Source organism: Streptomyces sp. Z423-1 (assembly GCF_013009255.1).
Lineage (GTDB): Bacteria > Actinomycetota > Actinomycetes > Streptomycetales > Streptomycetaceae > Streptomyces > Streptomyces gossypiisoli.
Genome location: NZ_CP053109.1, coordinates 7,207,632 through 7,233,802, shown reverse-complemented (window position 1 = coordinate 7,233,802; position 26,171 = coordinate 7,207,632). Strand labels below are relative to the sequence as shown.

Genomic DNA, 26,171 nt, shown 5'->3' with positions numbered 1-26,171 from the left:
GACCGCCCGGGCCGTGCGACCCGATCACCCGATTTCACTACGGACAGTGGGCGGTCGTTGACCTGGTGTTCAGTCGTCGAGCGCGGTGAGCGCCTCGCCGATCAGGTCCCTGCGGTCGGCCGCCGCGGTGACGTGTTCCAGGCCGAAACCGAGCAGCACCGTGTCGTCGGTGGTGACCGCTCCATATGTCTTGAACAGTTCCCCGGACAGACCCCAGTCCTTGACCACCGCCGGGCTGCCCGCGGGCGGTCCGGCGGTGCTCCAGGCGCCGAGCGAGGTCTCGAAGCCGTCGGTCTGTCCCGCCGTGCCGCCGATGACGACGGCGGCGTTGTCGGCGAGGACGCCGTGGCCGCCGGAGCCGGGGTCGGTGACGTAGCTGAGGGAGACCTCGACCGTCTTCCCGGCGTACGCGGACAGGTCGAACTCGACCTGCTGCCAGCCGTCGGAGGCACCGGTGAAGCTGTTCCAGGAGCCGCTGGTCCCGGTGGGCGTGCAGCCGCCCTCGCCGAGGGTCAGATACCGCTTGAGCGCCGGGTGCGCCTGGATGAAGTAGCCGGCCTCGCACTCGGTGGGTACGGCGGTGCCGGTGGCGCCGTTCTTCTCCGGGAGCGTGGTCCAGTCGTCGGCCCCGGCCGTGTGCGCCTCCAGGACGGCGTGGTCGTAGCCCTCCTCCGTGTTCCACAGCAGCCGGGTGCGCAGGGTCGGGGCGTCGGCCGCGCTCACCGAGGTGAGGTCGATGGTGCGGGTCAGACGGTTCCAGGCGTAGTCGGAGTGCGTGACGGCCGCCATGGACGCGCCTTCGTACGGGCCGTACGGGTTGACGGTCCCCGGGTACTGGCCCGCGCCGGCGCTCTCGAACTGCGGGAACGTCTCCACGGGCAGGGTGTCGGAGGTGACGCCGAACGATCCGGCGGTGTCCAGCGGGTTGCCGGGCGCGTCGCCGAGGGTTCCCGTGACGCCCGCCAGCCTGCCGGTGCCGGTGAAGCCGGTGACGTCCGGCAGGGACGTACGGGTGTGGGCGCCCAGGTAGTACTGGCTGAAGTCGTTCGACAGGGTGCCCCCGCCGAGGTCGACCGAGCCGCCGGCCGTCTCGCCCGCCTCGATCAGCTTGCCGCCCTCGTTGAGGTAGGCGCGCAGTGCGAGCTGGGTGGCGACGCCCGGGCGGGCGGCGCCGGTGTAGTGGACGACCGTGTCGAAGTGCTTCAGCACCCCGAGCGCGTCCGGCGCGCCCTGGGTGGCGACGTCCCAGACGACGGCCCGTTCCCCGTTGGCCTTCAGCGCGTCGACGTACGTCTGCGCCTGGGTGGCGGGCGCGCCCTCCTCGGCGACGACGAGCACATCGGCGCGCGGCCGTTCGGCGACCGTGTAGGTGAAGTGCTCGCTCTCGGTGCGCTTTCCTGACTTCGTCCTGCCGGTGAACCAGACCTCGACCGTGTCTCCGGGGTCGCCGTCGTCGACCTTCGCCCGGTACTCGTCGAAGTAGAGGTTGTCCTCACCGCCGTACGTCTCGCCGCCCCGCCAGGGCCGAAGCCGCATGTCGTGCGTACGGCCGCCGTTGACGCGGTACTTGAGCTCCTTGTCGCGCACGGACTTGCGTACGACGACGGAGACCTCCTGGTCGGCGTCGCGCGCGTACGACGTGGTGAACGGCGCGGGCGTGAAGTCGGGGGCGTCGATGCCGACCGAGGACCTGGGCTGGTCGGGGCGGGCGGCGGACTCGGCGACGGAGAGCGCGAACGGGATGTTCTTCTCGAACTCCTGCTGGATGAGCTTCTCGTCGTCCGGGAAGGTGAAGATCGACGCGCAGTCGGCGGCCTCCCAGGCGTCGTCCGGGTCGGCGTTGGAGACGGTCTGACAGGTCGACATCTCGGGCGTGAACATGGCCGCGCCGTGCAGGTTGGCCGCGTGGCCGTCGGTCTCGCCGTTGGTGGTGTACAGCTCGGAGGAGAGCTGCGGGTGGTAGCCGGGGACGGCCGGGTTCTCGGGCGTGCCGGCGAGGGACTCGTAGAGGACGTCGTCCGGGGTGGGCGTGGCGACCTGCCAGCCGACGCCGTAGAGGATCAGCTCGGCGGCGGAGTGGTAGTTGATGCCGTACTCGAAGCCGATGCGCTGGAAGAAGGCGTCCAGCGCCTTGGTCTCCGGCTCGGAGTTCGGGCCCGGGCCGCGGTAGGTCTGGCTGGTGGGGTAAGGGGACGAACCCTCGTCGTCGTAGCCCCACTTGTAGGCGAAGTTGCGGTTGAGGTCGACGCCGTCGCCGATGGTGTAGTGGCCGTCGCCGTTGTTGTCGCGCATGTTCTTGCGCCACTGGCGGTCGCCGTCGGGGTGGTGCGTCCAGTCGTAGCCGTCGGGGTTGGCGGAGATGACGAACCACAGTTCGGTGGTGTCGACGATCTTCTTGATGCGCTTGTCGGTGGCGTAGTTGTCCAGGTAGTGGTGCATCAGCCGCCGGGTCATCTCCGGGGTGATCCACTCGCGTGCGTGCTGGTTGGACAGATAGAGGACGGAGGGCTTGGCGCCGTCCTTGGTCTTTCTGGCGTTCTTGGTGAGCTTGAGGGCGAGGATGTCCTGGCCCTGGAGGGACTTGCCGATGGAGACCACCTTGGTCAGGGACGGGTGCTCCTGACCGGTCCTGAGGATCTCCTCCTTGAGGTTGCCCTTGCCGCTGTACGGCCGGAAGACGCCCTCGCCCGCGGCGGTCACGCGTGCCTGTGCCTGCGCCGAGAGCCTGTGCTCCTTGAGGTCGATGCCCTGCTTCTGGAGCTTGGCGGCCTGTTTGTCGGTGAGGTAGACCTCGACGGTGGCGGTGCCCTTGTCGGGGATCTGTTCGCCGAGTTCGTGACTGTCCTGTCCGGTGGCCAGCAGCAGGGGTACCTGCTGCTGGGTGACGTCGGCGCGGAAGACCTTGACCTCTTCGGTGTCGGGGTCGGATGCCTTCTCGTCCGCCTGGGCCAAGGGTGCCAGGGTGAGGCCGCCCAGCAGGAGCGCGCCGGCGGCGAGGATCGATCTCGCTCTTCGTCTCATGAGCCCCCCTTGCGGTGGTTCGCCACGGTGGCGAGTGGATGCCAGGCTCATGACAGGGCATGGTCAAGTCAAGACCGCCTCATGACACGCGAACGCCGGTGTCGACCACCCAGGTGGGCGTCTTCACCGGCGTCTTGATGGGCCTTCAGGTCTCCCCTGGCCCCAGGTCACCCCGACCCTTCGGGTCGCCCCTGCCCGGGCAGGGTCACCCCGCGAGGTTGTCGGCCAGTTCCTCGGTGAGGTTGGCCTCCGTGCCCGGGATCCCCAGGTCGGACGCGCGCTTGTCGGCCATGGCGAGCAGGCGGCGGATACGTCCCGCGACGGCGTCCTTGGTCAGCGGCGGGTCGGCCAGCGCACCCAGCTCCTCCAGCGAGGCCTGCTTGTGTTCCATGCGCAGCCGACCGGCCGCGGCGAGGTGCTCGGGGACGTCGTCACCGAGGATCTCCAGGGCGCGTTGGACACGGGCACCGGCGGCGACGGCCGCGCGGGCGGAGCGGCGCAGGTTGGCGTCGTCGAAGTTGGCGAGCCGGTTGGCGGTGGCCCGGACCTCGCGGCGCATCCGCCGCTCCTCCCAGGCCAGCACCGACTCGTGGGCGCCGAGCCGGGTGAGCAGCGCGCCGATCGCGTCACCGTCCCGGACGACGACCCGGTCCACGCCCCGCACCTCGCGGGCCTTCGCGGCGATCGACAGGCGGCGGGCGGCGCCGACCAGGGCGAGCGCGGCCTCGGGGCCCGGGCAGGTCACCTCAAGGGAGGAGCTGCGACCGGGCTCGGTGAGCGAACCGTGCGCCAGAAACGCGCCGCGCCAGGCCGCCTCGGCGTCACAGGTGGCCCCTGAGACCACCTGCGGGGGCAGGCCCCGGATCGGGCGGCCCCGGCCGTCGACCAGGCCGGTCTGCCGGGCCAGCTGATCGCCACCGGCGACGACCCGGACGACGTACCGCGAACCGCGCCGCAAGCCACCCGGAGCCATCACGATCAGTTCCGAGCTGTGCCCGAAGATCTCCAGGATGTCCCGCTTGAGCCGCCGCGCCGCCATCGCGGTGTCCAGCTCCGCCTCGATCACGATGCGCCCGCTGACCAGGTGAAGGCCGCCGGCGAACCGCAGAATGGCGGAGACCTCCGCCTTCCTGCAGCAGGTCCGGGTGACGGGGAGCCGGGAGATCTCATCCTTCACCGCTGCCGTCATCGCCATGGGCCGATCCTTCCATGCATCCGAAAAATACGGTCGTACGCGGCGGCCAGCAGCTCCGGGTCGTGCCGCGGACTCCCGTCCGTCCGGGCCACCGGCGCCAGCTCGACCGCGGCCCCGAAACGCTTGGCGGCGTCGGTCAGCAAGTCGCGGTCGGGCACGGCGGCCTCGTCGGCCAGCACCACGTCCAGGGCGAGTTTAGGGGCGTGTCGTCCCAAAACCTCCAAATGACGCTGCGGGGAGAAGCCCTCGGTTTCTCCGGGCTGCGGGGCGAGGTTCAGCGAGAGTACCCGGCGGGCCTTCGTCTCGGTCAGGGCGTCCAGCAGCTTGGGCACGAGCAGGTGCGGGATGACCGAGGAGAACCAGGAGCCGGGGCCGAGCACCACCCAGTCCGCGTCCAGCACCGCCTCGACGGCCTCCGGCACGGCGGGCGGGTCGTTCGGCACCAGGTGCACGGACTGCACCTCGCCGGGGGTCAGGGCGACGTTCGCCTGTCCCCGGACGGTGTCGATGTCGTCGGGCCGCTCCCTGTCGTGCCCCCTGACCAGCGCCTGGAGCTCCAGCGGCACGGCGGACATGGGCAGCACCCGCCCGTGCGCGCCGAGCAGCTTGCCGACCAGGTCGAGGGCGAGGACATGGTCGCCGAGCTGCTCCCACAGGGCGACGATCAGCAGGTTGCCGACCGCGTGGTCGTGCAGTTCGCCCTTGGACTGGAAGCGGTGCTGGATGACGCGGGCCCAGGTCTGGCCCCAGTCGTCGTCGCCGCACAGCGCGGCCAGTGCCTTGCGCAGATCGCCGGGCGGCAGCACGCCCAGCTCGTCGCGGAGCCGGCCGCTGGAGCCGCCGTCGTCGGCCACGGTGACGACGGCGGTGAGGTCGCCGGTGATCCGGCGCAGCGCGGCGAGCGAGGCGGACAGTCCCATGCCGCCGCCGAGGGCGACCACCTTGGGCTGGGTGCCCCGGCGGCGCGCCCGGCCGCCCCGGGACTCGGCGAGCCGGCCGCCCCGCCCCTCGGGGGTGACCCTGCGCAGCCGGCTCAGCCGCAACGTACGTCCCGTCATTCCCGTCCCATGTCCCGGTGCACGACCACCGTCTCCACACCCTCGGCCGCCAGGCGCGCGGCGAGCTTCTCCGACATCGCGACCGAGCGGTGCTTGCCGCCGGTGCAGCCGACCGCGATGGTCACGTACCGCTTGCCCTCGCGCCGGTAACCGGCCGCGATGAGCTGGAGCAGCTCGGCGTACCGGTCGAGGAACTCCTTCGCGCCGGGCTGGTTGAAGACATAGCCCGACACCTCGTCGTTGAGGCCGGTGAAGGGGCGCAGCTCCGGGACCCAGTGCGGGTTGGGCAGGAAGCGGCAGTCGACGACGAGGTCGGCGTCGACCGGCAGGCCGTACTTGTAGCCGAAGGACATGACGGTGGCCCGCAGCTCCGGCTCCTCCTCGCCCGCGAACTGGGCGTCCATCTTGGCGCGCAGCTCGTGCACGTTGAGGCTGGAGGTGTCGATCACCAGGTCGGCGTCGCCGCGCAGCTCGCGCAGCAGCTCCCGCTCGGCCGCGATGCCGTCGACGATCCGGCCGTCGCCCTGGAGGGGGTGCGGGCGGCGCACCGACTCGAAGCGGCGCACCAGGGCCTCGTCCGAGGACTCCAGGAAGACGATCCGCCGGGTGACCCCGCGGGTGTCGAGGTCGGCGAGGGACTCGCGCAGGTTGTCGAAGAAGCGCCGGCCGCGTACGTCGACGACGACCGCGATCCGCGCCACGTTGCCCTGCGAGCGGGCACCGAGCTCCACCATGGTGGGGATCAGCGCGGGCGGAAGGTTGTCGACCACGAACCAGCCGAGGTCCTCCAGGCACTTCGCGGCCGTCGAGCGTCCGGCTCCGGACATGCCCGAGATGATCACCAGTTCGGGGATGGCCGCTTCGGGCACCCCGCCTGCTTCGCTGCCCGTACCCACCTGTGCTCCGTCGCCCTGAGGCGCGTCCTGCCGGGTGCCATCCTCGTCGGTCACCTTGTGAGTTTCCTCGGTTTCCTGATCTCGCTGGGCTGTGGACTGCTTGTCGTACTCGCTCATCTCTCCTGCCCCCGTCGCTCGTCCGGGGCGCCCGTGGGCACGGGCTCCCCTGGGGTACCCGCCGTCGTCTCGGGTGCCCCGTCCTCCACGTCATCCATGATTTCTCCAGTCGCCGTGTTCACGGCGGGTGCGGCCGGAGCCGTCCGGGCGAGCGCCACGGCGATCGTCTCGGCCGTCTTGCGACCTATGCCCGGCACCTCGCAGATCTGGTCGATGGTCGCGGCGCGCAGCTTCTTCACCGACCCGAAATGCTTGATCAGCGCCTGTTTGCGGGTCTCGCCGAGCCCCGGTACGTCGTCCAGGGGGCTGGAGCGGATGCGCTTGGCGCGCTTGCTGCGCTGGTAGCTGATCGCGAACCGGTGCGCCTCGTCGCGGACGCGTTGCAGCAGGTAGAGGCCCTCGCTGGTGCGGGGCAGGATGACCGGGTCGTCCTCGCCGGGCAGCCAGACCTCCTCCAGGCGCTTGGCGAGGCCGCACACGGCGATGTCGTCGATGCCCAGCTCGTCCAGGGCCCGCTGGGCGGCGGCGACCTGCGGCTGCCCGCCGTCGACGACGACCAGCTGCGGGGGGTAGGCGAAGCGCTTGGGGCGGCCGTCGTCCTCGGTGAGGGAGCTGATGAGGCCGTTCGTGTCCCCGTTGGCGCCGCCGTCCCCATTGGCGCCGCCGTCGACGGTGGCGCCGTCCGTGTGGCCGCTTGTGAGGCCCGGCTCACCGTCGGCCCACTCGCCCGTCTTCTCCTTCTCGGCGAGATAGCGCCGGAAGCGGCGGGTGATCACCTCGTGCATCGAGCGGACGTCGTCCTGCCCTCGGAAGCCCTTGATCTGGAACCGGCGGTACTCGCTCTTGCGCTGCAGCCCGTCCTCGAAGACGACCATGGAGGCCACCACGTCGTCGCCCTGGAGGTGCGAGATGTCGTAGCACTCGATCCGCAGCGGGGCGCTGTCCAGGTCCAGGGCGTCGGCGATCTCCTCCAGCGCGCGCGAGCGCGTGGTCAGGTCGGAGGCGCGCTTGGTCTTGTGCAGCGCGAGTGCCTGGAGGGCGTTGCGCTGCACGGTCTCCATCAGGGCCTTCTTGTCGCCGCGCTGCGGGATGCGCAGCGAGACGTTCGAACCCCGGCGCACGGTCAGCCACTCCTGTACCGGCTCCACCGGGTCGGGCAGCGCCGGGACGAGGACCTCCTTGGGGACCGCGTCGCCGGTCTCCTCCCCGTACAGCTGCTGCAGGGCGTGCTCCACCAGGGCGCCCGTGGTGATCTCCTCGACCTTGTCGGTGACCCAGCCGCGCTGGCCGCGCACGCGGCCGCCGCGGACGTGGAAGATCTGCACGGCCGCTTCCAGCTCGTCCTCGGCCACGGCGATCAGGTCGGCGTCGGTCGCGTCCGCGAGCACGACCGCGTTCTTCTCCATGGCCTTCTTCAGGGCCTCGATGTCGTCACGCAGCCGGGCCGCTCGCTCGTACTCCAGCTCCTCGGCCGCCTCCGCCATCTGCTTCTCCAGACGGCGCAGGTACGTGCCCGTGCGGCCGGTCATGAAGTCGCAGAACTCCTCCGCCAGCTCCCGGTGGTCCTCGTCGGAGATCCGGCCGACGCAGGGCGCGGAGCACTTGCCGATGTAGCCGAGCAGACAGGGGCGGCCGGTGCGGTGGGCGTTCTTGAAGACGCCGGTCGAGCAGGTGCGCACGGGGAAGACGCGCAGCAGCAGGTCGACCGTGTCCCGGATGGCCCACGCGTGCGCGTACGGCCCGAAGTAGCGCACGCCCTTCTTCTTGTGGCCGCGCATCACCTGCACGCGCGGGTACTGCTCGTTCATCGTCACCGCGAGGTACGGGTAGCTCTTGTCGTCGCGGTACTTGACGTTGAACCGGGGGTCGTACTCCTTGATCCAGGAGTACTCCAGCTGTAGTGCCTCGACCTCCGTGGACACCACCGTCCACTCCACGGACGCGGCCGTGGTGACCATGCTCCGGGTGCGCGGGTGCAGGCCGGCCAGATCCTGGAAGTAGTTGGCCAGACGCTGGCGCAGGCTCTTCGCCTTTCCGACGTAGATCACCCGGCGGTGCTCGTCACGGAACCGGTACACCCCTGGGGAGTCCGGGATGTCTCCCGGCCTGGGGCGGTAGCTGGAGGGATCGGCCATGTCTCACACCCTACTGGCGAGCAGTGACACTCCGGCGGGCCTGTGGACAACGCCCACCGCACCGCCGGGAGATCCGGTGGTCGATCAGTCGTGGGGCACCGGTCGAACCTCGGCCACGAGCGCACCACGGTTGGGCTTCAGGTGTTGTCGAGGCATGGTCAACACGCTTCAATGCGGAGGAACTCGGGACCGTGAACGGCGTCGTAGGGATGTGCAGATGGCCCGACGCCGCCCGGGTGACCCGGACGACCTGCGCGAACGGACTGAGCGACCGTTGTGCTCCAGCACAGAAAGGCCCCTGCATGCCGCACGCCACACCGCACGCGGACGTCGTCCCCGCGGAACCGGACACGGAGCTGGACACACAGCTGGACACACAGCTGGACTCCGAACTGGACACGGCCCTGCGCGGCGGCCCCTTCCACGTCGCGCTGCGCGCCGCGATAGCCGCTCGCGGACTGCCGTTGCAGCGGGTGCAGCACCATCTGACGCGGTACGGCGTGAAAGTGGGCGTCACGAGCCTGAGTTACTGGCAGCAGGGCGCCCGCCGCCCCCAGCGCCCCGAGTCGCTGCGCGCCGTCCGGGCCCTGGAGGAGATCCTCCAGCTCCCGGAGGAGTCACTGATCCGGCTGCTCGCCGAGACAGCCGCCGACCGCGCGTCCGCGCGCCGCCCCGAGGGCCGCTCCTACCGGTCCCTCGTCGAGGCCTCGGGCGTCCTGGAACGGCTCCTCGCCGAGCTGGGCGCACCGCTCGACGGCGGGCTGCACATGCTCGGGCACCACGAGCGGGTGCGGATCGGGGCGCGCCGCGAACTGCTGGGGTGCGAGTCGCACCACGTCGTGCGCGCGCACCGGGACGGCGTCGACCGCTTCGTGGCCGTCCACCACGGCGACCCCGGGTGCGCGCCGGACCGCATGACCGTGCACGCCCTGGAGAACTGCCGCACCGGACGCGTCCGTTGGCACCACGAGACCGGCGTCCTGGTCGCGGAGCTGCTCTTCGACACCCGGCTGCGGGGCGGCGACACCTTCCTCTTCCGCTACGGCGTCGAGGACGGCACGGGGGGCGTGTCACGTGAGTACGTCCGCGGCTTCGGGCCGGCCGGCGGCCAGTACGCCCTTCAGGTGCGGTTCGACGAGAACGCCCTGCCGGTGCGCTGTCACCGGTTCACCCAGCAGTCGGCGGCGGCTCCGCGCAGCGGGCACCAGGATCTGCCGCTGACCGGACGGCATCACTCGGTGCACCTGGTGGAGCCGCGGGTGCGGGCAGGGATCGTGGGGATCGGGTGGGAGTGGGGCGGTGCCGGGTGAGGGGTGGGTGGTCGAGTGACGGGTGGCCGGGTGGCCCGGTGAGGGGCGGGTGGTGGCTGGCCGGGTGACGTAAACGTTTGCGCAAGCGTTTACGTGAGCCGCTGAATGGGATACGGTCCCCGCCAGGAAAGGGGACAGCATGGCGACGATGGCGGACGTGGCGCGCAGCGCCGGGGTCTCTGTGGCGACCGTCTCGCACGTGCTGAACGGCACCCGGCCGGTCCTCCCGCAGACCCGCCAGGCCGTCCTGGACGCCATCGACCACCTCGGCTACACCCCGAACACCCTGGCCCGCTCCCTGGTGACCGCCCGCACCCGCTCGATCGGCCTCGCGGTGTCGGCCATCAGCAACCCGTACTTCACCGAGATCCTCCAGGGCGTCGAGGCGACCGCCCTGGAGCAGGGCTACAGCCTCCTCATCGCCGACCCGCACGACGACCCGGAGCACGAGCGCAAGGTCGTCCAGCTGCTGCACGAGCGGCGCGTGGACGGCCTGATCGTCGCCCCGTCCTCGTACCCCCGCGAACTGCTCTCCTACCTGCACCGGCACAAGGTGCCGACCGTGCTCCTGGACCGCGTGGTCGACGATCCGGCGAGCGGCACGCCGCGCTTCGACCAGATCTGCGCGGAGAGCACGGAGCCGGTGGCGAGCCTGGTCACGCACCTCACCGAGCTGGGCCACCGCCGTATCGGGTTGGTCGCGGGCCGCCGTGGGTTGAGTACGACCGCCGAGCGGATCACCGGATACCGGCACGGTCTTGCCGCCGCCGGGCTCCCCCACGACGAGCGGCTCGTCGTGCACGGCGACTCCGAGTCGGCCGGCGGCGCGGAGGCCACCGCCGCTCTCCTCTCGCTCGCCGCGCCGCCCACGGCCCTGGTCACCGCCAACAACGCCATGACCATCGGCGCCCTGCGCGCGCTGCGTGAGCGGGGTCTGTCCGTGCCCGGCGACATCGCGCTGTGCTGCTTCGACGACTTCGCCTGGGCGGATCTGTTCTCACCGCGGCTCACCGCGATCGCCCAGCCCAGCAAGGACCTCGGCGCCCAGGCCGTGCGGGTCCTCCTGGAACGCCTCGCCGCTCCGGACCGGCCCGCCCGGACCGTGCGGCTGCCCTGCACCTTCGTCCACCGCACGTCCTGCGGCTGCCCCGAGAAAGGACCCGACTCGTGATCGTCGTCGCCGGTGAGGCCCTGATCGACCTGGTACCGCAGGGCCCGGGCGCCCTCGCCGGACTGCGGCCCGCCCTCGGCGGCGGTCCCTACAACACGGCCGTGGCTCTCGGCCGGCTCGGTTCCCCCACGGCCTTCTGCTCCCGTACCTCCTCCGACGCCTTCGGTGAAGCCCTGCTCGACGGGCTGCGCAAGGCCGGCGTGGACGTGTCGGCCGTGCAGCGCGGCCCGGAGCCGACCACGCTGGCGGTCGCGACGATCGACGGGAACGGCTCGGCGGCCTACTCCTTCTACGTCGACGGCTCCGCCGACCGGCTGTTCACGGCCCCGGACCGCCTCCCCGCCGGCACCCGCGCGGTGTCCTTCGGCACCTGTTCGCTGGTTCTGGAGCCGGGGGCGAGCGCCTACGAGAACCTGATGCGCACCGCGGCCGCGCAGGGCGCGTTCACCGCGCTCGACCCCAACATCAGGGCCGGGCTGATCCCCGACGCGGACGCCTACCGGGCCCGGTTCCTGGGCTGGCTGCCCTCGGTGACGCTGCTGAAGCTCTCCGAGGACGACGCGGGGTGGCTGGGCGGTACGCCGAGCGAGTGGCTGGCGGCGGGGCCCTCGGCGGTGGTGATCACCCGGGGTGGCGATGGGCTGACCGTCTTCACCCGGGACGGTGGGGAACACTCCGTGCCGGGTGAACGGGTCGAGGTGGTGGACACGATCGGCGCCGGTGACACGGTCAACGCGGCGCTGCTGCACGGCCTGTCCGCCTGGAACGCCCTGTCCTCCGAGGCCCTGGCCACGCTCGACGCCGACGCCTGGACCCGCCTGCTGCGGTTCGCGGCCCGCGCGGCGGCGATCACCTGCTCGCGGGCGGGGGCGGAGCCGCCGTATGCGTCGGAGCTGGGTGAGCTGTAGAGGTCGGTCGGCACCACTGGGTCATGGGCGGTGCCCTACGGGAGTTCCCGCAGGGCACCGCCCATTGACGTAGCTCTCGGCAAGCGGCCCTCAGGCCTGCCGAGGCCCTCAGGCCTTCCGAGCCCGCGTCGCCTTCTTGGCGGGCGTGACCTTCTTGGTCACCGCGGCCGCCTTCTTCGTCGACGTGTTGTTGACCGCCTTAGCCGTCGCCGTCTTCCTCGCCGGCGTCCTGGCCGCCACCGTCTTCTTGGCGGCAGTGTTGCGCGGGGCCGGCACCGCGGCGGCGTCGCTGATCCGGTCGGCGCCGAGGATCTCCCTCAGGAACTTGCCGGTGTGGCTGGTGGACACCGCGGCGACCTCCTCCGGCGTGCCCTCCGCCACCACGAGGCCACCGCCCGCGCCGCCCTCGGGGCCCATGTCGACGACCCAGTCGGCGGTCTTGATCACGTCGAGGTTGTGCTCGATGACGATGACCGTGTTGCCCTTGTCGACCAGGCCGGACAGGACCCTCAGCAGCTTGCTGATGTCCTCGAAGTGCAGGCCGGTGGTCGGCTCGTCGAGGACGTAGACGGTGCGTCCGGTGGAGCGCTTCTGGAGCTCGCTGGCGAGCTTCACGCGCTGGGCCTCACCACCGGAGAGGGTGGTCGCCGACTGGCCGAGGCGGACGTAGCCGAGACCGACGTCGTTCAGCGTCTTGAGGTGGCGGTTGATCGCCGGGACGGCCTCGAAGAAGTCCATGGCTTCCTCGATCGGCATGTTCAGGACCTCGGAGATGGACTTGCCCTTGTAGTGGACCTCCAGGGTCTCCCGGTTGTAGCGGGCGCCGTGGCACACCTCGCACGGGACGTAGACGTCCGGGAGGAAGTTCATCTCGATCTTGATCGTGCCGTCGCCCGCGCAGTTCTCGCAGCGGCCGCCCTTGACGTTGAAGGAGAAACGACCCGGCATGTAGCCGCGGACCTTCGCCTCGGTGGTCTCGGCGAACAGCTTGCGGATGTGGTCGAAGACGCCGGTGTACGTCGCCGGGTTCGACCGCGGGGTGCGGCCGATGGGCGACTGGTCGACGTGCACGACCTTGTCGACGAGGTCGTCGCCGTCCACGCGTGTGTGCCGCCCGGGCACGTTCCGCGCGCCGTTCAGCTCGCGGGCCAGGTGCGTGTACAGGATGTCGTTGACCAGCGTCGACTTGCCGGAGCCGGACACGCCCGTGACCGCGGTGAACACACCCAGCGGGAAGGACACATCGATGTCCTGGAGGTTGTTCTCCCGGGCGCCGTGCACCGTGAGCCGGCGGGACGGGTCGCGCGGCCGCCGGATGTCCGGCACCGGGATGGACTTCTTCCCGGCGAGGTACTGGCCCGTCTGCGACTCCTCGTTGGCGAGCAGCTCCTTCAACGAGCCGCTGTGCACGACCTTGCCGCCGTGCTCGCCCGCGCCGGGGCCGATGTCGACGACCCAGTCGGCGACCTTGATGGTGTCCTCGTCGTGCTCGACGACGATGAGCGTGTTGCCCATGTCGCGCAGCCGGACCAGGGTCTCGATCAGGCGGTGGTTGTCCCGCTGGTGCAGGCCGATGGACGGCTCGTCGAGGACGTACAGCACGCCGACGAGGCCGGAGCCGATCTGCGTGGCCAGGCGGATGCGCTGGGCCTCGCCGCCGGACAGGGTGCCGGCCGCGCGGTTCAGCGAGAGGTAGTCCAGGCCGACGTCGACCAGGAACCGCAGGCGTTCGTTGACCTCCTTCAGCACGCGCTCGGCGATCTTCTTGTCGCGCGCGCTGAGCTTCAGCTCGCCCAGGAACTCCGCGCAGTCGCTGATCGACATGGCGGAGACCTCGGCGATCGACTTCTCCATGATCGTGACCGCGAGGACGATCGGCTTCAGGCGCGTGCCCTCGCAGGTGGGACAGGGCACCTCGCGCATATAGCCCTCGAAGCGCTCGCGGCTGGCGTCGCTCTCGGCCTCGCTGTGCCGGCGCTTGACGAAGGGGACGGCGCCTTCGAAGGGCGTGGTGTACACCCGCTCGCGGCCGTACCGGTTGCGGTAGCGGACCTCGATCTGTGTCTTGTGGCCGTACAGCAGGGCCTTCCTCGCGCGCTGCGGCAGGCCCGCGAAGGGGATGTCGGTCCGGAATCCCAACGCGTCCGCGAGGGCGCCGATCAGGCGGCCGAAGTAGTCCTTGGTGTGCCCGTGCGACCAGGGGTGGATCGCGCCCTCGTCGAGGGACTTGTCCTCGTCCGGGACGATCAGCTCGGGGTCGACCTCCATGCGCGTACCGATGCCGGTGCACTCGGGGCAGGCGCCGAAGGGCGAGTTGAAGGAGAAGGAGCGCGGCTCCAGCTCCTCGAAGGACAGGTCGTCGTACGGGCAGTACAGGTGCTCCGAGTACATGCGCTCGCGCTCGGGGTCGTCCTCGGGGAGGTCGACGAAGTCGAGCACGACCATGCCGCCGGACAGGCCGAGGGCGGTCTCCACGGAGTCCGTGAGCCGGCGCTTGGCGGAGTCCTTGACCGTGAGGCGGTCGACGACCACCTCGATGGTGTGCTTCTCCTGCTTCTTCAGGGTGGGCGGGTTGGAGAGCTGGACCGTCTCGCCGTCCACCCGCGCACGGCTGTACCCCTTGGTCTGGAGATCGGCGAAGAGGTCGACGAACTCCCCCTTGCGCTCGCGCACCAGCGGCGACAGCACCTGGAAGCGGCTCCCCTCCGGCAGCTCCAGGACCTTGTCGACGATGGCCTGCGGCGACTGGCGCGAGATCGGGCGGCCGCACTCGGGGCAGTGCGGCTTGCCGATGCGCGCGAAGAGCAGACGCAGGTAGTCGTAGACCTCGGTGATGGTGCCGACCGTCGAGCGCGGGTTGCGCGAGGTCGACTTCTGGTCGATGGAGACCGCCGGGGACAGGCCTTCGATGAAGTCGACGTCCGGCTTGTCCATCTGGCCCAGGAACTGGCGGGCGTACGAGGAGAGCGACTCCACGTAGCGCCGCTGGCCCTCGGCGAAGATGGTGTCGAAGGCCAGGGAGGACTTGCCCGACCCCGACAGGCCCGTGAAGACGATGAGCGAGTCGCGTGGCAGGTCGAGCGAGACGTTCTTCAGGTTGTGCTCGCGCGCGCCACGGACGATGAGACGGTCGGCCACGCCGGTCCGCACCTTTCTTGAGAGAAGTGACAGGGGCGGGGCCCCCGTGCGTTCTCAGACTAGGGGGAGCCACTGACAACGCCGGTCGGATTCCCGGGTTGCATAACAATCCCCGGCCCTCCAGCATGCCCGACGCCACCGTCGACCATATAGCACGCGCATTCGATTAACGGCCGGGGTTCACCACCTTCACCCGAAGGTGTGGCGGGGCTAGGGTCGGCATCATGACTGATCACGCGCGTGACCTGGCGTCTGTACGGGACGCGACGGAACGGCTGCTCACCGCAGTGGCCAAGATGGACAACGCGGCCGTGACGGAACCGTCACGGCTCCCCGGCTGGAGTCGCGGTCATGTACTCGCCCATCTGGCCCGCAACGCGGACGCCCTCGTGAACGTCCTCGAAGGCCGTCCCATGTACGTCTCCGGCGAGGCCCGGGACGCCGACATCGAGCGGGACGCCCCGCGCCCCCTCGACGACCAGCTCGCCGACGTCCGGGAGAGCGCGGCCGGCTTCCAGGAGGCGGCGGCCGTGCCCGCCGACTGGTCGCGCACGGTGGAGCTGCGCAACGGCGTGACCGACTCCGCGTCCCGGGTGCCGTTCCGCCGCTGGGTCGAGGTCGAGCTGCATCACGTGGACCTCGGCATCGGCTACGAGCTGGAGGACCTGCCGGCGGAGTTCACGGAGCGGGAGATCGACTTCCTCGCCGACCGGTTCACCGGCCACCCCGACGTACCGCACACCCGTCTGACGGACGGCACGCGCGCGTGGAGCACGGGCCGGGCGGGCGAGGCCGAGATCACCGTCACGGGCTCCCCGGCCGACCTGCTGGGCTGGCTCGCCGGGCGCCGGGACGGCTCCGGGCTGACCGTCGAGGGCGGACCGCTGCCGTCGCTGCCCCCGCTGTAGCGGCGCCGCTGCCCTGCTCGCCGTACGCCTTCCGCCCTAGACTGACCGGTATGACGTACAGCGGACAGGTGACGGTCGGCGGCCCGGCGGACGTGCACGAGCTCAAGGACCTGATGATCACCAAGATCGCGGTGGGCCCGATGGACAACAACACCTATCTGCTGCGCTGCCGGGCCACCGACGAGCAGTTGCTGATCGACGCGGCCAACGACGCGGACGCGCTGCTCGGCATGATCGGTGACGACGGCATCGCGTCCGTCGTCACCACGCACCAGCACGGCGACCACTGGCAGGCGCTCGCCCAGGTCGTCGCGGCCACGGGCGCCCGCACCTACGCGGGCCGCGACGACGCCCCCGGCATCCCGGTGCCGACCGATGTCCTGGTCGACGACGGGGACACCATCCGGGTGGGGCGCGTGGAGCTCACCGCGCGCCATCTGGTCGGGCACACGCCGGGTTCGATCGCCCTGGTCTACGACGACCCGCACGGGCATCCGCACGTGTTCACGGGCGACTGCCTCTTCCCGGGCGGGGTGGGCAACACCCGTAAGGACCCGAAGGCGTTCGCCAGTCTGATCCACGACGTCGAGACGAAGATCTTCGACGTGCTCCCGGACGAGACGTGGGTCTACCCGGGGCACGGCAACGACACCACGCTCGGCGCGGAGCGGCCGCATCTGCCGGAGTGGCACGCGCGCGGGTGGTGAACCCCTAAGGTCCAGGGGCGCGAGTTGGGCATCACGCGCCCCGTGTGAATGCTCTGCACACGCCGGTGCCTTGCGCGCGCTCCCCACACGCGTGGTTGCGCGGTCAACTGGAAGCAGCCCCGCGCGGGACGACAGCACCCGCGCGGTATGGGCCGCCGGTCCCTCGATCCCCGCCCTCGGCCGGCGGCCCAGGCAACCCGTCCGCTCGGGGCAACTCCCTTACGGGGCTAGGCCCGGAGCAGCGCCGCGACCCGCTCCACCCCGAACACGTACCCCTGCACGCCGCATCCCGCGATGACCCCGTCGGCGCGCAGCGAGACGTACGAGTGGTGCCGGAACGACTCCCGCTGGTGGATGTTGGAGATGTGGACCTCCAACACGGGCATGCCGTCACAGGTGTTGAGCGCATCCAGGATGGCGACGGACGTGTGCGAGTAGGCGCCGGGGTTGATGACGATCCCGCAGTGGTTGAGCCGCGCTTCGTGGATCCAGTCCACCAACTCGCCCTCGTGGTTGGACTGCCGGAAGTCGATCGTGCCGCCGTGCGCGGCCGCCGCCTTCGCGCACAGGGCCTCGACGTCGGCCAGGGTCTCGGAGCCGTAGATCTCGGGCTGACGCTGGCCGAGCAGGTTCAGGTTGGGGCCGTTGAGGATCATGATCGGGGCGTTGGCCAGGGTGCGGGGCACGGTTCCTCCGGTCCAGGGGTCGGGCGGTCCGTCGATGACCGCTGCTCAGACCCCGGTTTATCACGATGCATGGACCACGCGATCTCCATAGTCTCCGTTCATGACCACCATCTCGTACCCTCCCAAGCCCTCCCCCGGCGACCGCATCGCCGTCATCTCGCCCGGCGCGGGCCTGCCCGGGCTTTTCCCGCGCCCCTTCGAGCTGGGCCTGGAGCGGCTGCGCAAGGACTACGAGCTCGAACCGGTCGAGTACCCGGCGACCCGCCAGATGGGCTCCACGCCGCAGGAGCGGGCCGACGACATCCACGCCGCGTTCGCCGACCCGGACATCAAAGCGGTCATCGCCTCGATCGGCGGTGACGACCAGATCACCGTACTGCCGCTGCTGGACAGGGAGTTGATCCGCGCGAACCCGAAGCCGTTCTTCGGGATGAGCGACAACACGAACCTGCTGATGTTCCTGCGCAACACCGGAATCGTCGGCTATCACGGCGCGACCGTGATGACCGCGCTGGGCCGCCCGGTCGCCATGGACTCGCTCACGGCGGAGTCGCTGCGTGCTGCCCTGTTCACGTCGGGTGAGTACGAGTTGAAGCCCGCCGACCGCTGGAACGACGTCAACCGCGACTGGGCGGACCCGGCGACCTTCGACGCCGAACCGGAGACGCGGCCCGGCAACGGCTGGGCCTGGGTGAACCCCGACCGAGTGGCGGAGGGCCGCAGTTGGGGCGGCTGTCTGGAGATCCTCGGCTGGCTGCTGATGGCCGACCGGGAGATCCCACGTGACCTCTCGGAGTTCGACGGCGGGGTGCTGCTGCTGGAGACCTCGGAGGAGATGCCGAGCGGCAGGGAGGTCTTCCGTACCCTGCGGAACATGGGCGAGCGCGGGCTTCTCCAGCGCTTCTCGGCGCTCCTGATGGGCCGTGCGAAGACGTGGTCCTTCGTACGCCCCAACAGCCCGGAAGATGCCGCCCGTTACGCCGCAGAGCAGCGTGAGGCCGTCCTGCGCGCCATGCGGGCATACGCCCCCGACACCACGATCGTCTTCGACGTGGACTTCGGGCACACCGATCCACAGCTCGTGATCCCGTACGGCGGCCTGGTGCGCGTCGACGGGCCCGCCCGGCGCATCACAGTCACGTACTGACGGGGACGATCACTCCCGCGCGCCCCCGTAACTCGCGGTCACTGTGGGTAGTTGACGCGGCATGCACGACGTACGCACAGTAAAGACGCCCTCCATGCTGCGGCTCGCGGCCGCCTCGCTCGCCGGGACGGCCATCGAGTTCTACGACTTCTTCGTCTACGGGACCGCGGCGGCGCTGGTCCTGGGGCCGCTGTTCTTTCCCACGTTCTCGCCGCTGGCGGGGACGCTGGCCGCCTTCGCCACGTTCGGCGTGGGCTTCGTGGCGCGGCCGCTGGGCTCCGTCCTGTTCGGGCACATCGGGGACCGGCACGGGCGGCGACCGGTCCTCGTCGGCTCGCTGCTGCTCACCGGTGCGTCGACGGTCGCGGTCGGCTGTGTACCGTCGTACGACACGATGGGTGTGGCCGCCCCCGTGCTGCTGCTCGTCCTGCGCTTTCTGCAAGGGCTCGGGCTCGGCGGCGAGTGGGGCGGGGCCGTACTGCTCACCGCGGAGCACGCGCCGGCCGACCGGCGTGGACTGTGGTCGAGCTTCCCGCAGGTGGGACCCCCGGTGGGCTTCGTACTCGCCAACGGCGCGATGCTGACGCTGTCGGCGACGCTGACCGACGCCCAGTTCGCCGCATGGGGCTGGCGGGTGCCGTTCTGGGCCGCCGGGGTGCTGGCCCTGGTGGGGCTGTGGCTGCGGTCGTCGCTCACCGAGAGCCCCAGCTTCCTCGCAATCGACGACTACGCGCGCGTGCCGCTGGCCGAGGTCGTGCGCGACCACTGGCGGCTGGTCCTGCTGACCGCCGGAGCGCTCGCCGTCGGGTACGCGATCTTCTACGCCGTGACCACCTGGTCGCTCGCCTACGCCACGGAACGGCTCGGGGTGAGCCGTACCGTCATGCTGACCTGCGTCATGGCCGCGGTGGTGATGAAGGGGGCGCTGACGCCGCTGGCGGCGGTGCTCGGCGACCGCTACGGGCGGCGGCCACTGTGTCTGATCGGGTGTGCCGCGGCCGCGCTGTGGATGTTCCCGATGGTCGCGCTGCTCGCGACCGGCGCCCCGCTGCTGATCTTCCTCGGCTTCCTGGTCGCGCTGGTCTCGTTCGTCACGATGTTCGGGGTGATCGCCGCGTATCTGCCGGAGCTGTACGAGCCCCGGGTGCGCTGCACGGGCGCCGCGGTCGGCTACAACCTCGGCGGCGTTGTCGGGGGCGCGCTCACCCCGATCGCGGCGACGGCGCTGGCCGAACAGGGCGGCCGGGTGCCATGGAGTGTGGGCGCCTATCTGACCGGTATCGCGCTGCTCAGCCTGGGGTGCTTCGCGTTGCTTCCGGAGACGCGGCCCGTGCGGGTGCGCGCGGCGGAGGCGAAGGCTGAGGCGGCTGCGGGCTGACGTACGGCTCGCGCCCTGGTTCGCGACCCGGTGAGTGACCACTTCGGCGTGGTGCACGGCGGCGAGGACCGCGCCCGCGACGACGACCGTCATCGGTACGACGACCGCACGTGGCACATCCCGGCCCCAGATGAAGATCAGCGCAGCACGGAAGCGGTGCTCGGCACTTCACCGAGCACCGCTCCGGCGACGGTTGTCGCTCTGTCCGGGGTGGTCAGACGTCGACGCTGTCCTTCGAAGCATCTTCGCTGCGCTCCTGCGCCGCCTCGGCCGCCGCCTGCTTCCGGGAGGCCATCAGGCTGGTGATCGTGGTGACGACCAGGACCGTGCAGATCACGCCGAGCGAGAACGGGATGCTGATCTCCGGGACGTGGACCCCGGACTCGTGCAGCGCGTGCAGCACCAGCTTGACGCCGATGAAGCCGAGGATGATCGACAGGCCGTACGACAGGTGGACCAGCTTCTTCAGCAGTCCGCCGATGAGGAAGTACAGCTGCCTGAGGCCCATCAGCGCGAAGGCGTTGGCGGTGAAGACGATGTACGGGTCCTGTGTGAGGCCGAAGATCGCCGGGATGGAGTCGAGCGCGAACAGCACGTCCGTGGTGCCGATGGCCAGCATCACGACCAGCATCGGGGTCATGACCCGCTTGCCGTTCTGCTGGATCCACAGCTTGGTGCCGTGGTAGCTGTCCGCGACCCCGAAGCGGCGCTCGGCGGCCTTGAGGAGCTTGTTCTCCTCGTACTCCTCGTCCTCCGCGTCGGCCCTGGCCTCCTGGATCAGCTTCCAGGCGGTCCAGATCAGGAAGGCGCCGAAGAGGTAGAACACCCACGAGAAGCTCGCGATGATCGCGGCACCCGCGGCGATGAAGACCGCGCGCAGCACCAGGGCTATGAGGACGCCGATGAGCAGCACCCGCTGCTGGTACTGCGAGGGCACGGCGAACTTCGCCATGATCAGGACGAAGACGAAGAGGTTGTCGACACTCAGCGACTTCTCGGTGATGAAGCCGGCGAAGAACTCACCGGCGGGCTGGCCGCCGCCGAAGACGAGCAGGCCGAGGCCGAAGAGACAGGCCAGGACGATCCAGACGACGGTCCAGGTCCCGGCTTCCTTGATCGATACGTCGTGGGGCTTGCGTCCGATGAAGAAGTCGACCGCGATGAGCGCGGCGAGTCCCACGATGGTCAGGACCCAAAGGGTCACGGAAACTTCCACTGCGCCTCCGGCAGTACGTAACGGCAAACAGTCAGTCAGCGTCGTCGCTGCCGGAGGTCTCTTCCACCCATAAGTGGGCCGACGCCCCGGGATCTGGCCTGATCCGTATTGACGGGTACGCCGCAGTAGTCAGGGAGTACTCCCCTCCGCACGAAGAACAGTACCCCAATCACAAAGGAAAGGTAAAGCACTTGGCAAAGAAAGGCCCAAATCCCCTGATCAGCCTGGCTTTACCGATGCTTGGTACGTGCTGCGGCGACCTGGTCGAGCACCCGCTGGAGCACCTGACTGCCGGGCGGCACCAGCGACGGCTCGTACGTCCAGGCGTGCCCCACCCACGGGTCGGCGAGATGGTCGTCGGGCACCGGAGTCAGTCGCAGCAGCGAACGCCACAGCGGGTCGAGCAGCGGCCCGTACGCGGCGGCGTCCTCACGGTCCGCGACCATCATGAGGTGGACGCCGACGGCCGGGCCCTCGTCGGCCAGGTAGCGCAGCTGCGTGACGGCCCGGTCGTCGAAACCGTGCGGGAAGTCATTGACCACCAGCAGGTTCTGGGACGTGTCGAAGCCCGGCGGGAGGGCGTCGGCCGCGCCGCCGCGCACCGCCATCTGCACCAGGTCGACCCGCTGGGTGAGCTTGCCCAGGACATCCGCCACCCCCGCGGCACCGACCGCGGGCGGGGCCGCGAGCACCCCGCTCTGCACCAGCGGTACCAGCGTCTGCGCTCCCGAACCGGCCGGGTCGATGACGTACACGGTGAACTCGCCCGTCGGATGGACGGCGAGCAGCCGCGCCACATGGGCCACCGCCGCCTCCATCGCCACGCGCCGCAGGTCGTGCGCGTCGTGGAACGAACCGTCGACGGACCCGGCACGACCGCTGTCGATCCACAGGCCCCGCTCCAGCGGCAGCCGGACCAGCATCGGTATCCGCACCTCGGCGCACTCCGGCAGATGCAGGTCGCCCAGGCGCAGGGCCATGGGCATCTCCATCGGCACGCGGTAGCCGTGCCAGACGGGGTTGTCCCAGCGGGCGTACGCCGGTGGCAGGGCCGGTTCGACGACGTCGGCCTCGGCGGCGAGCTGGGCGACGTCCCGGTCGAGGGCCTGCCGGGCGTCGTCGACGAGCCGGCCGTGCCGGGCGCGGGCCTCCTCACGCGCCGCGTCGGCCTGCCCGCCGATCCGGCTGCGCGGGTCGGACAGGACCTGCTCCAGCTCCTTGTCCATGCGCGACTCGGCGAAGTCGACGGCGCTGCGGTACGCGGCGGTGGTGCGGGCCAGGTCCTCGAACATGCCCCACACCTGGTTGTAGAGCCGCTCGTCCATGGACCAGCCGGTCGCGTCGCCCGCGACGGGCTGAGCGGGCAGACCGGGCACCGTAGGGGGCGCGGTCGGTGGAGGCGGGGGCGGTGCGGAGTTCCGGCGGCGGGGGTGGTTGTAGTCGATCGGGCCGCCCGCGGTGGGCGCGGACGGCTGGGTGAGGGCGGAGGGGTCGCTGGAGGCGGAGGGGGCGGCTGGCGTGGAGCCTGCGGGGTAGTCCGTACGTGCTCCCGTCGTGCCCTGCGGCGTCTGGGTGCCGTAGGGCGAGCCGCCGTGGTCCGCGCCCAGGGTGGGTGCGGCCGCCTGGCGGGTGCGGTCGCCGTCCGCCGTACGGGGCGGGGGCGCCGCCACCGAGCGGGCCATGCCCTGGGTGATGGCGTCGTGGATGGCACCGGCGAGTTGGTGGGCCTGGGGCAGGCCCTGGTCGGTGAAGAGCTCGGCGAGGCCGCCGGCGTAGCCCTGGCCGACGGCGCGCACCTTCCAGGCGCCCTGGCGGCGGTAGAGCTCCAGGGCGACGACGGCCGTCTCGGTTTCCAGGCCGGTGATGGTGTAGCTGGCAACCTCGGTACCGTCGAGTCCGGTGACCGCGACGAAGGGGGCGGCCACGGCGCCGAAGCGGGCCGGTCCCCCGGCGCCGGCGGGCAGGGCGAGCAGCACATGGACGCGGTGCACGGCGTCCGGCATGGCGTCCAGGTCCACCGCGAGGCGGTGGGCGGCGGCCGCCTGGCGGGGCACCTCCAGTCCGGGCAGGGTGGGTGCGCCCGGGTGGGCCACCCGCTCCGTGTCCGTGACCTTGCCCTGCTCGTCGCCGATCGTGGCCACGGCCACGATCGGCTTGCCGGCCGAGACCCTGATCTCCAGACGGGCCTGGGAGAGCGGGTGGTTCTGCCCCCGCACCAGCTCGGCCGTCATCGCCTCAATCCCCCTGTGTGGCTGTTGTTGTGTGCCGCTCGCCAGGTACGCCGTCTCAGAGGAGCGGCAGGACCGACGGCATCAGGTCCTGGAAGGTGCGGCCGTTGGCCGGGGTGCCGAGGGCCGTCATGGACCAGCCCGCGCCCGCGCGGTGCACCTTCGCCATGATCTGGGCCGTGTAGGCGCCGCCGCCGGCGAGCGTGTAGCGGGCGAGTTCCTGGCCGTTGGTCTCGTCGACGAGGCGGCAGAAAGCGTTCTGAACCTCTTGGAACGTCTGGCCCGTGAAGGAGTTCACGGTGAAGACGATCTGGTCGATGTGGACCGGGAGGCGCTGCAGATCGACGAGGATCGCCTCGTCGTCGCCGCCCTGGCCGACACCGCCGACGAGGTTGTCGCCGGTGTGGCGCACCGAGCCGTCGTCGCTCACCAGGTGGCGGAAGAAGACGACGTCGACCGGCTGCTTGTCCGCGAACAGGACGGCGGAGGCGTCAAGGTCGATCTCCCGGGTGCGCGAGCCGAACAGGCCGCGCCGCGGGGCCGCCTGCCAGCCGAGACCCATACGCACCGCGGTCAGGCTGCCTCCGTCGTTCTTCTGCAGACTGATGGCCTGACCCTTGGTCATGTTGACGGTCACGCGCTGATTCCCCTCTCGAGCATTCCCCTGTTGCCGCGAAGTCGCGGATGACCAGCACCCTACGCAGGGGCACTGACAGTGACGCACTCCCGTCCGTACTTTGTGTCGGTCTTGCAACACAGCGCGTTCCCGGCGACGTCACAGCGGTCCCGTCGGCCCATCAGGCCAGGCCGGCCTCCCTCATCTGGCGCAGTTCCTTCTTCATCTCGGACACCTCGTCGCGCAGCCGTGCCGCGATCTCGAACTGCAGGTCCGCGGCGGCGGCGCGCATGCGCTCCGTCAACTCCTCGATCTGCTCGGCGAGTTCCGCGGCCGGGCGGTCGGTCGGCACGGTCTCCTTGGCCTTGCCCTTGGCGCGCTTGGTGGGCTTGACGTCCTTGACGGCGTGATCCTTCAGGGAGGGCACGGGGGCCCTTGTCCCGCGGCCGTCCTTGCGGGACTGGCGGTAGCCCGTGCCGAGCAGCTGCTCGGTGTCGACGTCCTCGCGCGCGATCTGGGCGACGATGTCGTTGATCTTCTTGCGCAGTGGCTGGGGGTCGACGCCGTTCGCCTTGTTGTACGCGATCTGCTTCTCCCGGCGGCGGTTGGTCTCCTCGATGGCCTTCTCCATCGCCGGGGTGATCTTGTCGGCGTACATGTGGACCTGGCCGGAGACGTTGCGCGCCGCGCGGCCGATGGTCTGGATCAGCGAGGTACCGGAGCGCAGGAAGCCCTCCTTGTCGGCGTCGAGGATCGCCACCAGGGAGACCTCGGGCAGGTCGAGGCCCTCCCTGAGGAGGTTGATGCCGACCAGGACGTCGAATTCGCCGGAACGCAGTTCACGCAGCAGTTCGACGCGGCGCAGCGTGTCGACGTCGCTGTGCAGATAGCGGACCTGGATGCCGAGCTCCAGGAAGTAGTCGGTGAGGTCCTCGGCCATCTTCTTGGTGAGCGTGGTGACCAGGACGCGCTCGTCCTTCTCCACGCGGGTGCGGATCTCGTGCACCAGGTCGTCGATCTGGCCCTCGGTGGGCTTGACCACGACTTCCGGGTCGACCAGGCCGGTGGGGCGGATGATCTGCTCGACGACGCCGTCGGAGCGGGACATCTCGTACTGGCCCGGGGTGGCCGACAGGTAGACGGTCTGGCCGATGCGCTCCTGGAACTCCTCCCACTTCAGCGGGCGGTTGTCGAGGGCCGAGGGCAGCCGGAACCCGTGCTCCACGAGGGTGCGTTTACGGGAGGCGTCGCCCTCGTACATGGCGCCGATCTGCGGCACGGTGACGTGCGACTCGTCGATGACGAGGAGGAAGTCCTCGGGGAAGTAGTCCAGCAGCGTGTTCGGCGGGGAGCCGGGGAGGCGGCCGTCGAAGTGCATCGAGTAGTTCTCCACGCCGGAGCAGGTGCCGATCTGGCGGAGCATCTCGATGTCGTACGTCGTCCGCATCCGCAGTCGCTGGGCCTCCAGGAGCTTGCCCTGCTTCTCCAGCTCGGCGAGCCGCTCCCCCAGCTCCTTCTCGATGTCGTTGATGGCCCGCTCCATGCGCTCGGGGCCCGCGACGTAGTGGGAGGCCGGGAAGACGTACAGCTGCTGGTCGTCGCTGACGATCTCGCCCGTGAGCGGATGCAGGGTGCACAGCGCCTCGATCTCGTCGCCGAACATCTCGATGCGGACGGCCAGCTCCTCGTAGACCGGGAAGATCTCGATGGTGTCGCCGCGGACCCGGAAGGTGCCTCGGGTGAAGGCCATGTCGTTGCGCGTGTACTGGATGTCGACGAAGCGGCGCAGCAGCTGGTCGCGGTCGATCTCGTCGCCGACGCGGAGCGGGACCATGCGGTCGACGTACTCCTGCGGCGTACCGAGGCCGTAGATGCAGGACACCGAGGCGACCACGACGACGTCACGGCGGGTGAGCAGCGAGTTGGTCGCCGAGTGGCGCAGGCGCTCGACCTCCTCGTTGATCGAGGAGTCCTTCTCGATGTAGGTGTCCGACTGCGGGACGTAGGCCTCGGGCTGGTAGTAGTCGTAGTACGAGACGAAGTACTCGACCGCGTTGTTCGGCAGCAGCTCGCGGAACTCGTTCGCCAGCTGGGCGGCCAGCGTCTTGTTCGGCGCCATCACCAGGGTGGGGCGCTGGAGCTTCTCGATCATCCACGCGGTGGTGGCGGACTTGCCGGTGCCGGTCGCGCCGAGGAGCACGACGTCTTTCTCGCCGGCTTCGATGCGCCGGGCGAGGTCGGCGATGGCCGTCGGCTGGTCGCCGCTCGGCTGGTAGGGGCTGACGACCTCGAAGGGCGCCACCGTGCGTTCGATGTTGGAAACGGGCCGCATGGAA

General features: G+C 70.4%; 18 protein-coding genes. 7 read left to right on the top strand and 11 right to left on the bottom strand.

What is annotated here, in order from left to right; genetic code table 11:
• Nucleotides 1-69: 69 nt before the first annotated feature.
• From HJD23_RS32545 to uvrC, 5 genes are all read right to left on the bottom strand, one after another.
• A complete protein-coding gene (locus tag HJD23_RS32545) occupies nt 70-3,021 on the bottom strand; it encodes a M14 family metallopeptidase (protein ID WP_171109012.1) in 2,952 nt (983 codons plus the stop codon).
• Between the two features lie 205 nt (nt 3,022-3,226).
• Nucleotides 3,227-4,216 carry a DNA-binding protein WhiA gene (gene whiA, locus HJD23_RS32540; protein WP_141308751.1) on the bottom strand — a complete coding sequence of 330 codons (990 nt, stop codon included), beginning with the start codon at nt 4,214-4,216 and terminating at the stop codon, nt 3,227-3,229.
• Nucleotides 4,207-5,274, bottom strand: a complete 1,068-nt coding sequence (gene yvcK, locus HJD23_RS32535; RefSeq protein WP_171109014.1) for a uridine diphosphate-N-acetylglucosamine-binding protein YvcK — start codon at nt 5,272-5,274, stop codon at nt 4,207-4,209. Before yvcK ends, whiA begins: the two co-directional genes overlap by 10 nt.
• Entirely contained in the window at nt 5,271-6,287 is a 1,017-nt protein-coding gene (gene rapZ, locus HJD23_RS32530; protein WP_171109016.1) for an RNase adapter RapZ, read from the bottom strand. Before rapZ ends, yvcK begins: the two co-directional genes overlap by 4 nt.
• A complete protein-coding gene (gene uvrC, locus HJD23_RS32525) occupies nt 6,284-8,422 on the bottom strand; it encodes an excinuclease ABC subunit UvrC (protein WP_171109018.1) in 2,139 nt (712 codons plus the stop codon). Before uvrC ends, rapZ begins: the two co-directional genes overlap by 4 nt.
• A 302-nt stretch (nt 8,423-8,724) precedes the next feature.
• Between uvrC and HJD23_RS32520 the strand changes: the two genes are divergently transcribed.
• The 3 genes from HJD23_RS32520 (at nt 8,725) to HJD23_RS32510 (ending at nt 11,811) form a co-directional block, all read left to right on the top strand.
• On the top strand, nt 8,725-9,732 hold the full coding sequence (locus HJD23_RS32520; protein ID WP_232108214.1) for a hypothetical protein: 1,008 nt from the start codon (nt 8,725-8,727) through the stop codon (nt 9,730-9,732).
• Nucleotides 9,733-9,871: 139 nt separating this feature from the next.
• The gene (locus tag HJD23_RS32515; protein WP_171109019.1) at nt 9,872-10,903 is read left to right on the top strand and encodes a LacI family DNA-binding transcriptional regulator; all 1,032 of its coding nucleotides are present in this window, start codon (nt 9,872-9,874) and stop codon (nt 10,901-10,903) included.
• Nucleotides 10,900-11,811 carry a carbohydrate kinase gene (locus HJD23_RS32510; protein ID WP_171109021.1) on the top strand — a complete coding sequence of 304 codons (912 nt, stop codon included), beginning with the start codon at nt 10,900-10,902 and terminating at the stop codon, nt 11,809-11,811. Before HJD23_RS32515 ends, HJD23_RS32510 begins: the two co-directional genes overlap by 4 nt.
• A 108-nt stretch (nt 11,812-11,919) precedes the next feature.
• On the opposite strand, the gene uvrA is transcribed toward HJD23_RS32510, so the two are convergent.
• On the bottom strand, nt 11,920-14,949 hold the full coding sequence (uvrA, locus tag HJD23_RS32505) for an excinuclease ABC subunit UvrA (protein WP_171109023.1): 3,030 nt from the start codon (nt 14,947-14,949) through the stop codon (nt 11,920-11,922).
• 224 nt (nt 14,950-15,173) lie between these two features.
• Between uvrA and HJD23_RS32500 the strand changes: the two genes are divergently transcribed.
• Both HJD23_RS32500 and HJD23_RS32495 read left to right on the top strand, forming a co-directional pair.
• The gene (locus HJD23_RS32500) at nt 15,174-15,857 is read left to right on the top strand and encodes a maleylpyruvate isomerase family mycothiol-dependent enzyme (RefSeq protein ID WP_171109025.1); all 684 of its coding nucleotides are present in this window, start codon (nt 15,174-15,176) and stop codon (nt 15,855-15,857) included.
• A gap of 50 nt (nt 15,858-15,907) precedes the next feature.
• Entirely contained in the window at nt 15,908-16,564 is a 657-nt protein-coding gene (locus HJD23_RS32495) for an MBL fold metallo-hydrolase (RefSeq protein ID WP_141308735.1), read from the top strand.
• A 227-nt stretch (nt 16,565-16,791) separates the two neighbouring features.
• Here HJD23_RS32495 and aroQ read toward each other — a convergent pair whose 3' ends face one another.
• Nucleotides 16,792-17,250 (bottom strand): type II 3-dehydroquinate dehydratase, encoded by a 459-nt coding sequence (gene aroQ, locus HJD23_RS32490; protein ID WP_171109027.1) that lies wholly within the window; start codon nt 17,248-17,250, stop codon nt 16,792-16,794.
• A 100-nt stretch (nt 17,251-17,350) separates the two neighbouring features.
• Between aroQ and HJD23_RS32485 the strand changes: the two genes are divergently transcribed.
• Together HJD23_RS32485 and HJD23_RS32480 are read left to right on the top strand one after the other, a co-directional pair.
• Nucleotides 17,351-18,397 (top strand): S66 peptidase family protein, encoded by a 1,047-nt coding sequence (locus HJD23_RS32485; RefSeq protein WP_171109029.1) that lies wholly within the window; start codon nt 17,351-17,353, stop codon nt 18,395-18,397.
• Between the two features lie 61 nt (nt 18,398-18,458).
• Nucleotides 18,459-19,775 (top strand): MFS transporter, encoded by a 1,317-nt coding sequence (locus tag HJD23_RS32480; protein WP_171109031.1) that lies wholly within the window; start codon nt 18,459-18,461, stop codon nt 19,773-19,775.
• Between the two features lie 214 nt (nt 19,776-19,989).
• Here the strand turns inward: HJD23_RS32480 and HJD23_RS32475 are convergent, their stop codons facing one another.
• The 4 genes from HJD23_RS32475 to uvrB form a co-directional block, all read right to left on the bottom strand.
• Nucleotides 19,990-20,991: a TerC family protein gene (locus tag HJD23_RS32475; RefSeq protein ID WP_171109033.1), complete on the bottom strand. Its 1,002-nt coding sequence runs from the start codon at nt 20,989-20,991 to the stop codon at nt 19,990-19,992.
• A 230-nt stretch (nt 20,992-21,221) separates the two neighbouring features.
• Nucleotides 21,222-23,222, bottom strand: coding sequence for a TerD family protein (locus HJD23_RS32470; protein WP_171109035.1), 2,001 nt, complete (start codon nt 23,220-23,222; stop codon nt 21,222-21,224).
• Between the two features lie 55 nt (nt 23,223-23,277).
• On the bottom strand, nt 23,278-23,856 hold the full coding sequence (locus HJD23_RS32465) for a TerD family protein (RefSeq protein WP_171109037.1): 579 nt from the start codon (nt 23,854-23,856) through the stop codon (nt 23,278-23,280).
• Nucleotides 23,857-24,016: 160 nt separating this feature from the next.
• Nucleotides 24,017-26,167, bottom strand: coding sequence for an excinuclease ABC subunit UvrB (gene uvrB / locus HJD23_RS32460; protein WP_171109039.1), 2,151 nt, complete (start codon nt 26,165-26,167; stop codon nt 24,017-24,019).
• Nucleotides 26,168-26,171 lie beyond the last annotated feature (4 nt).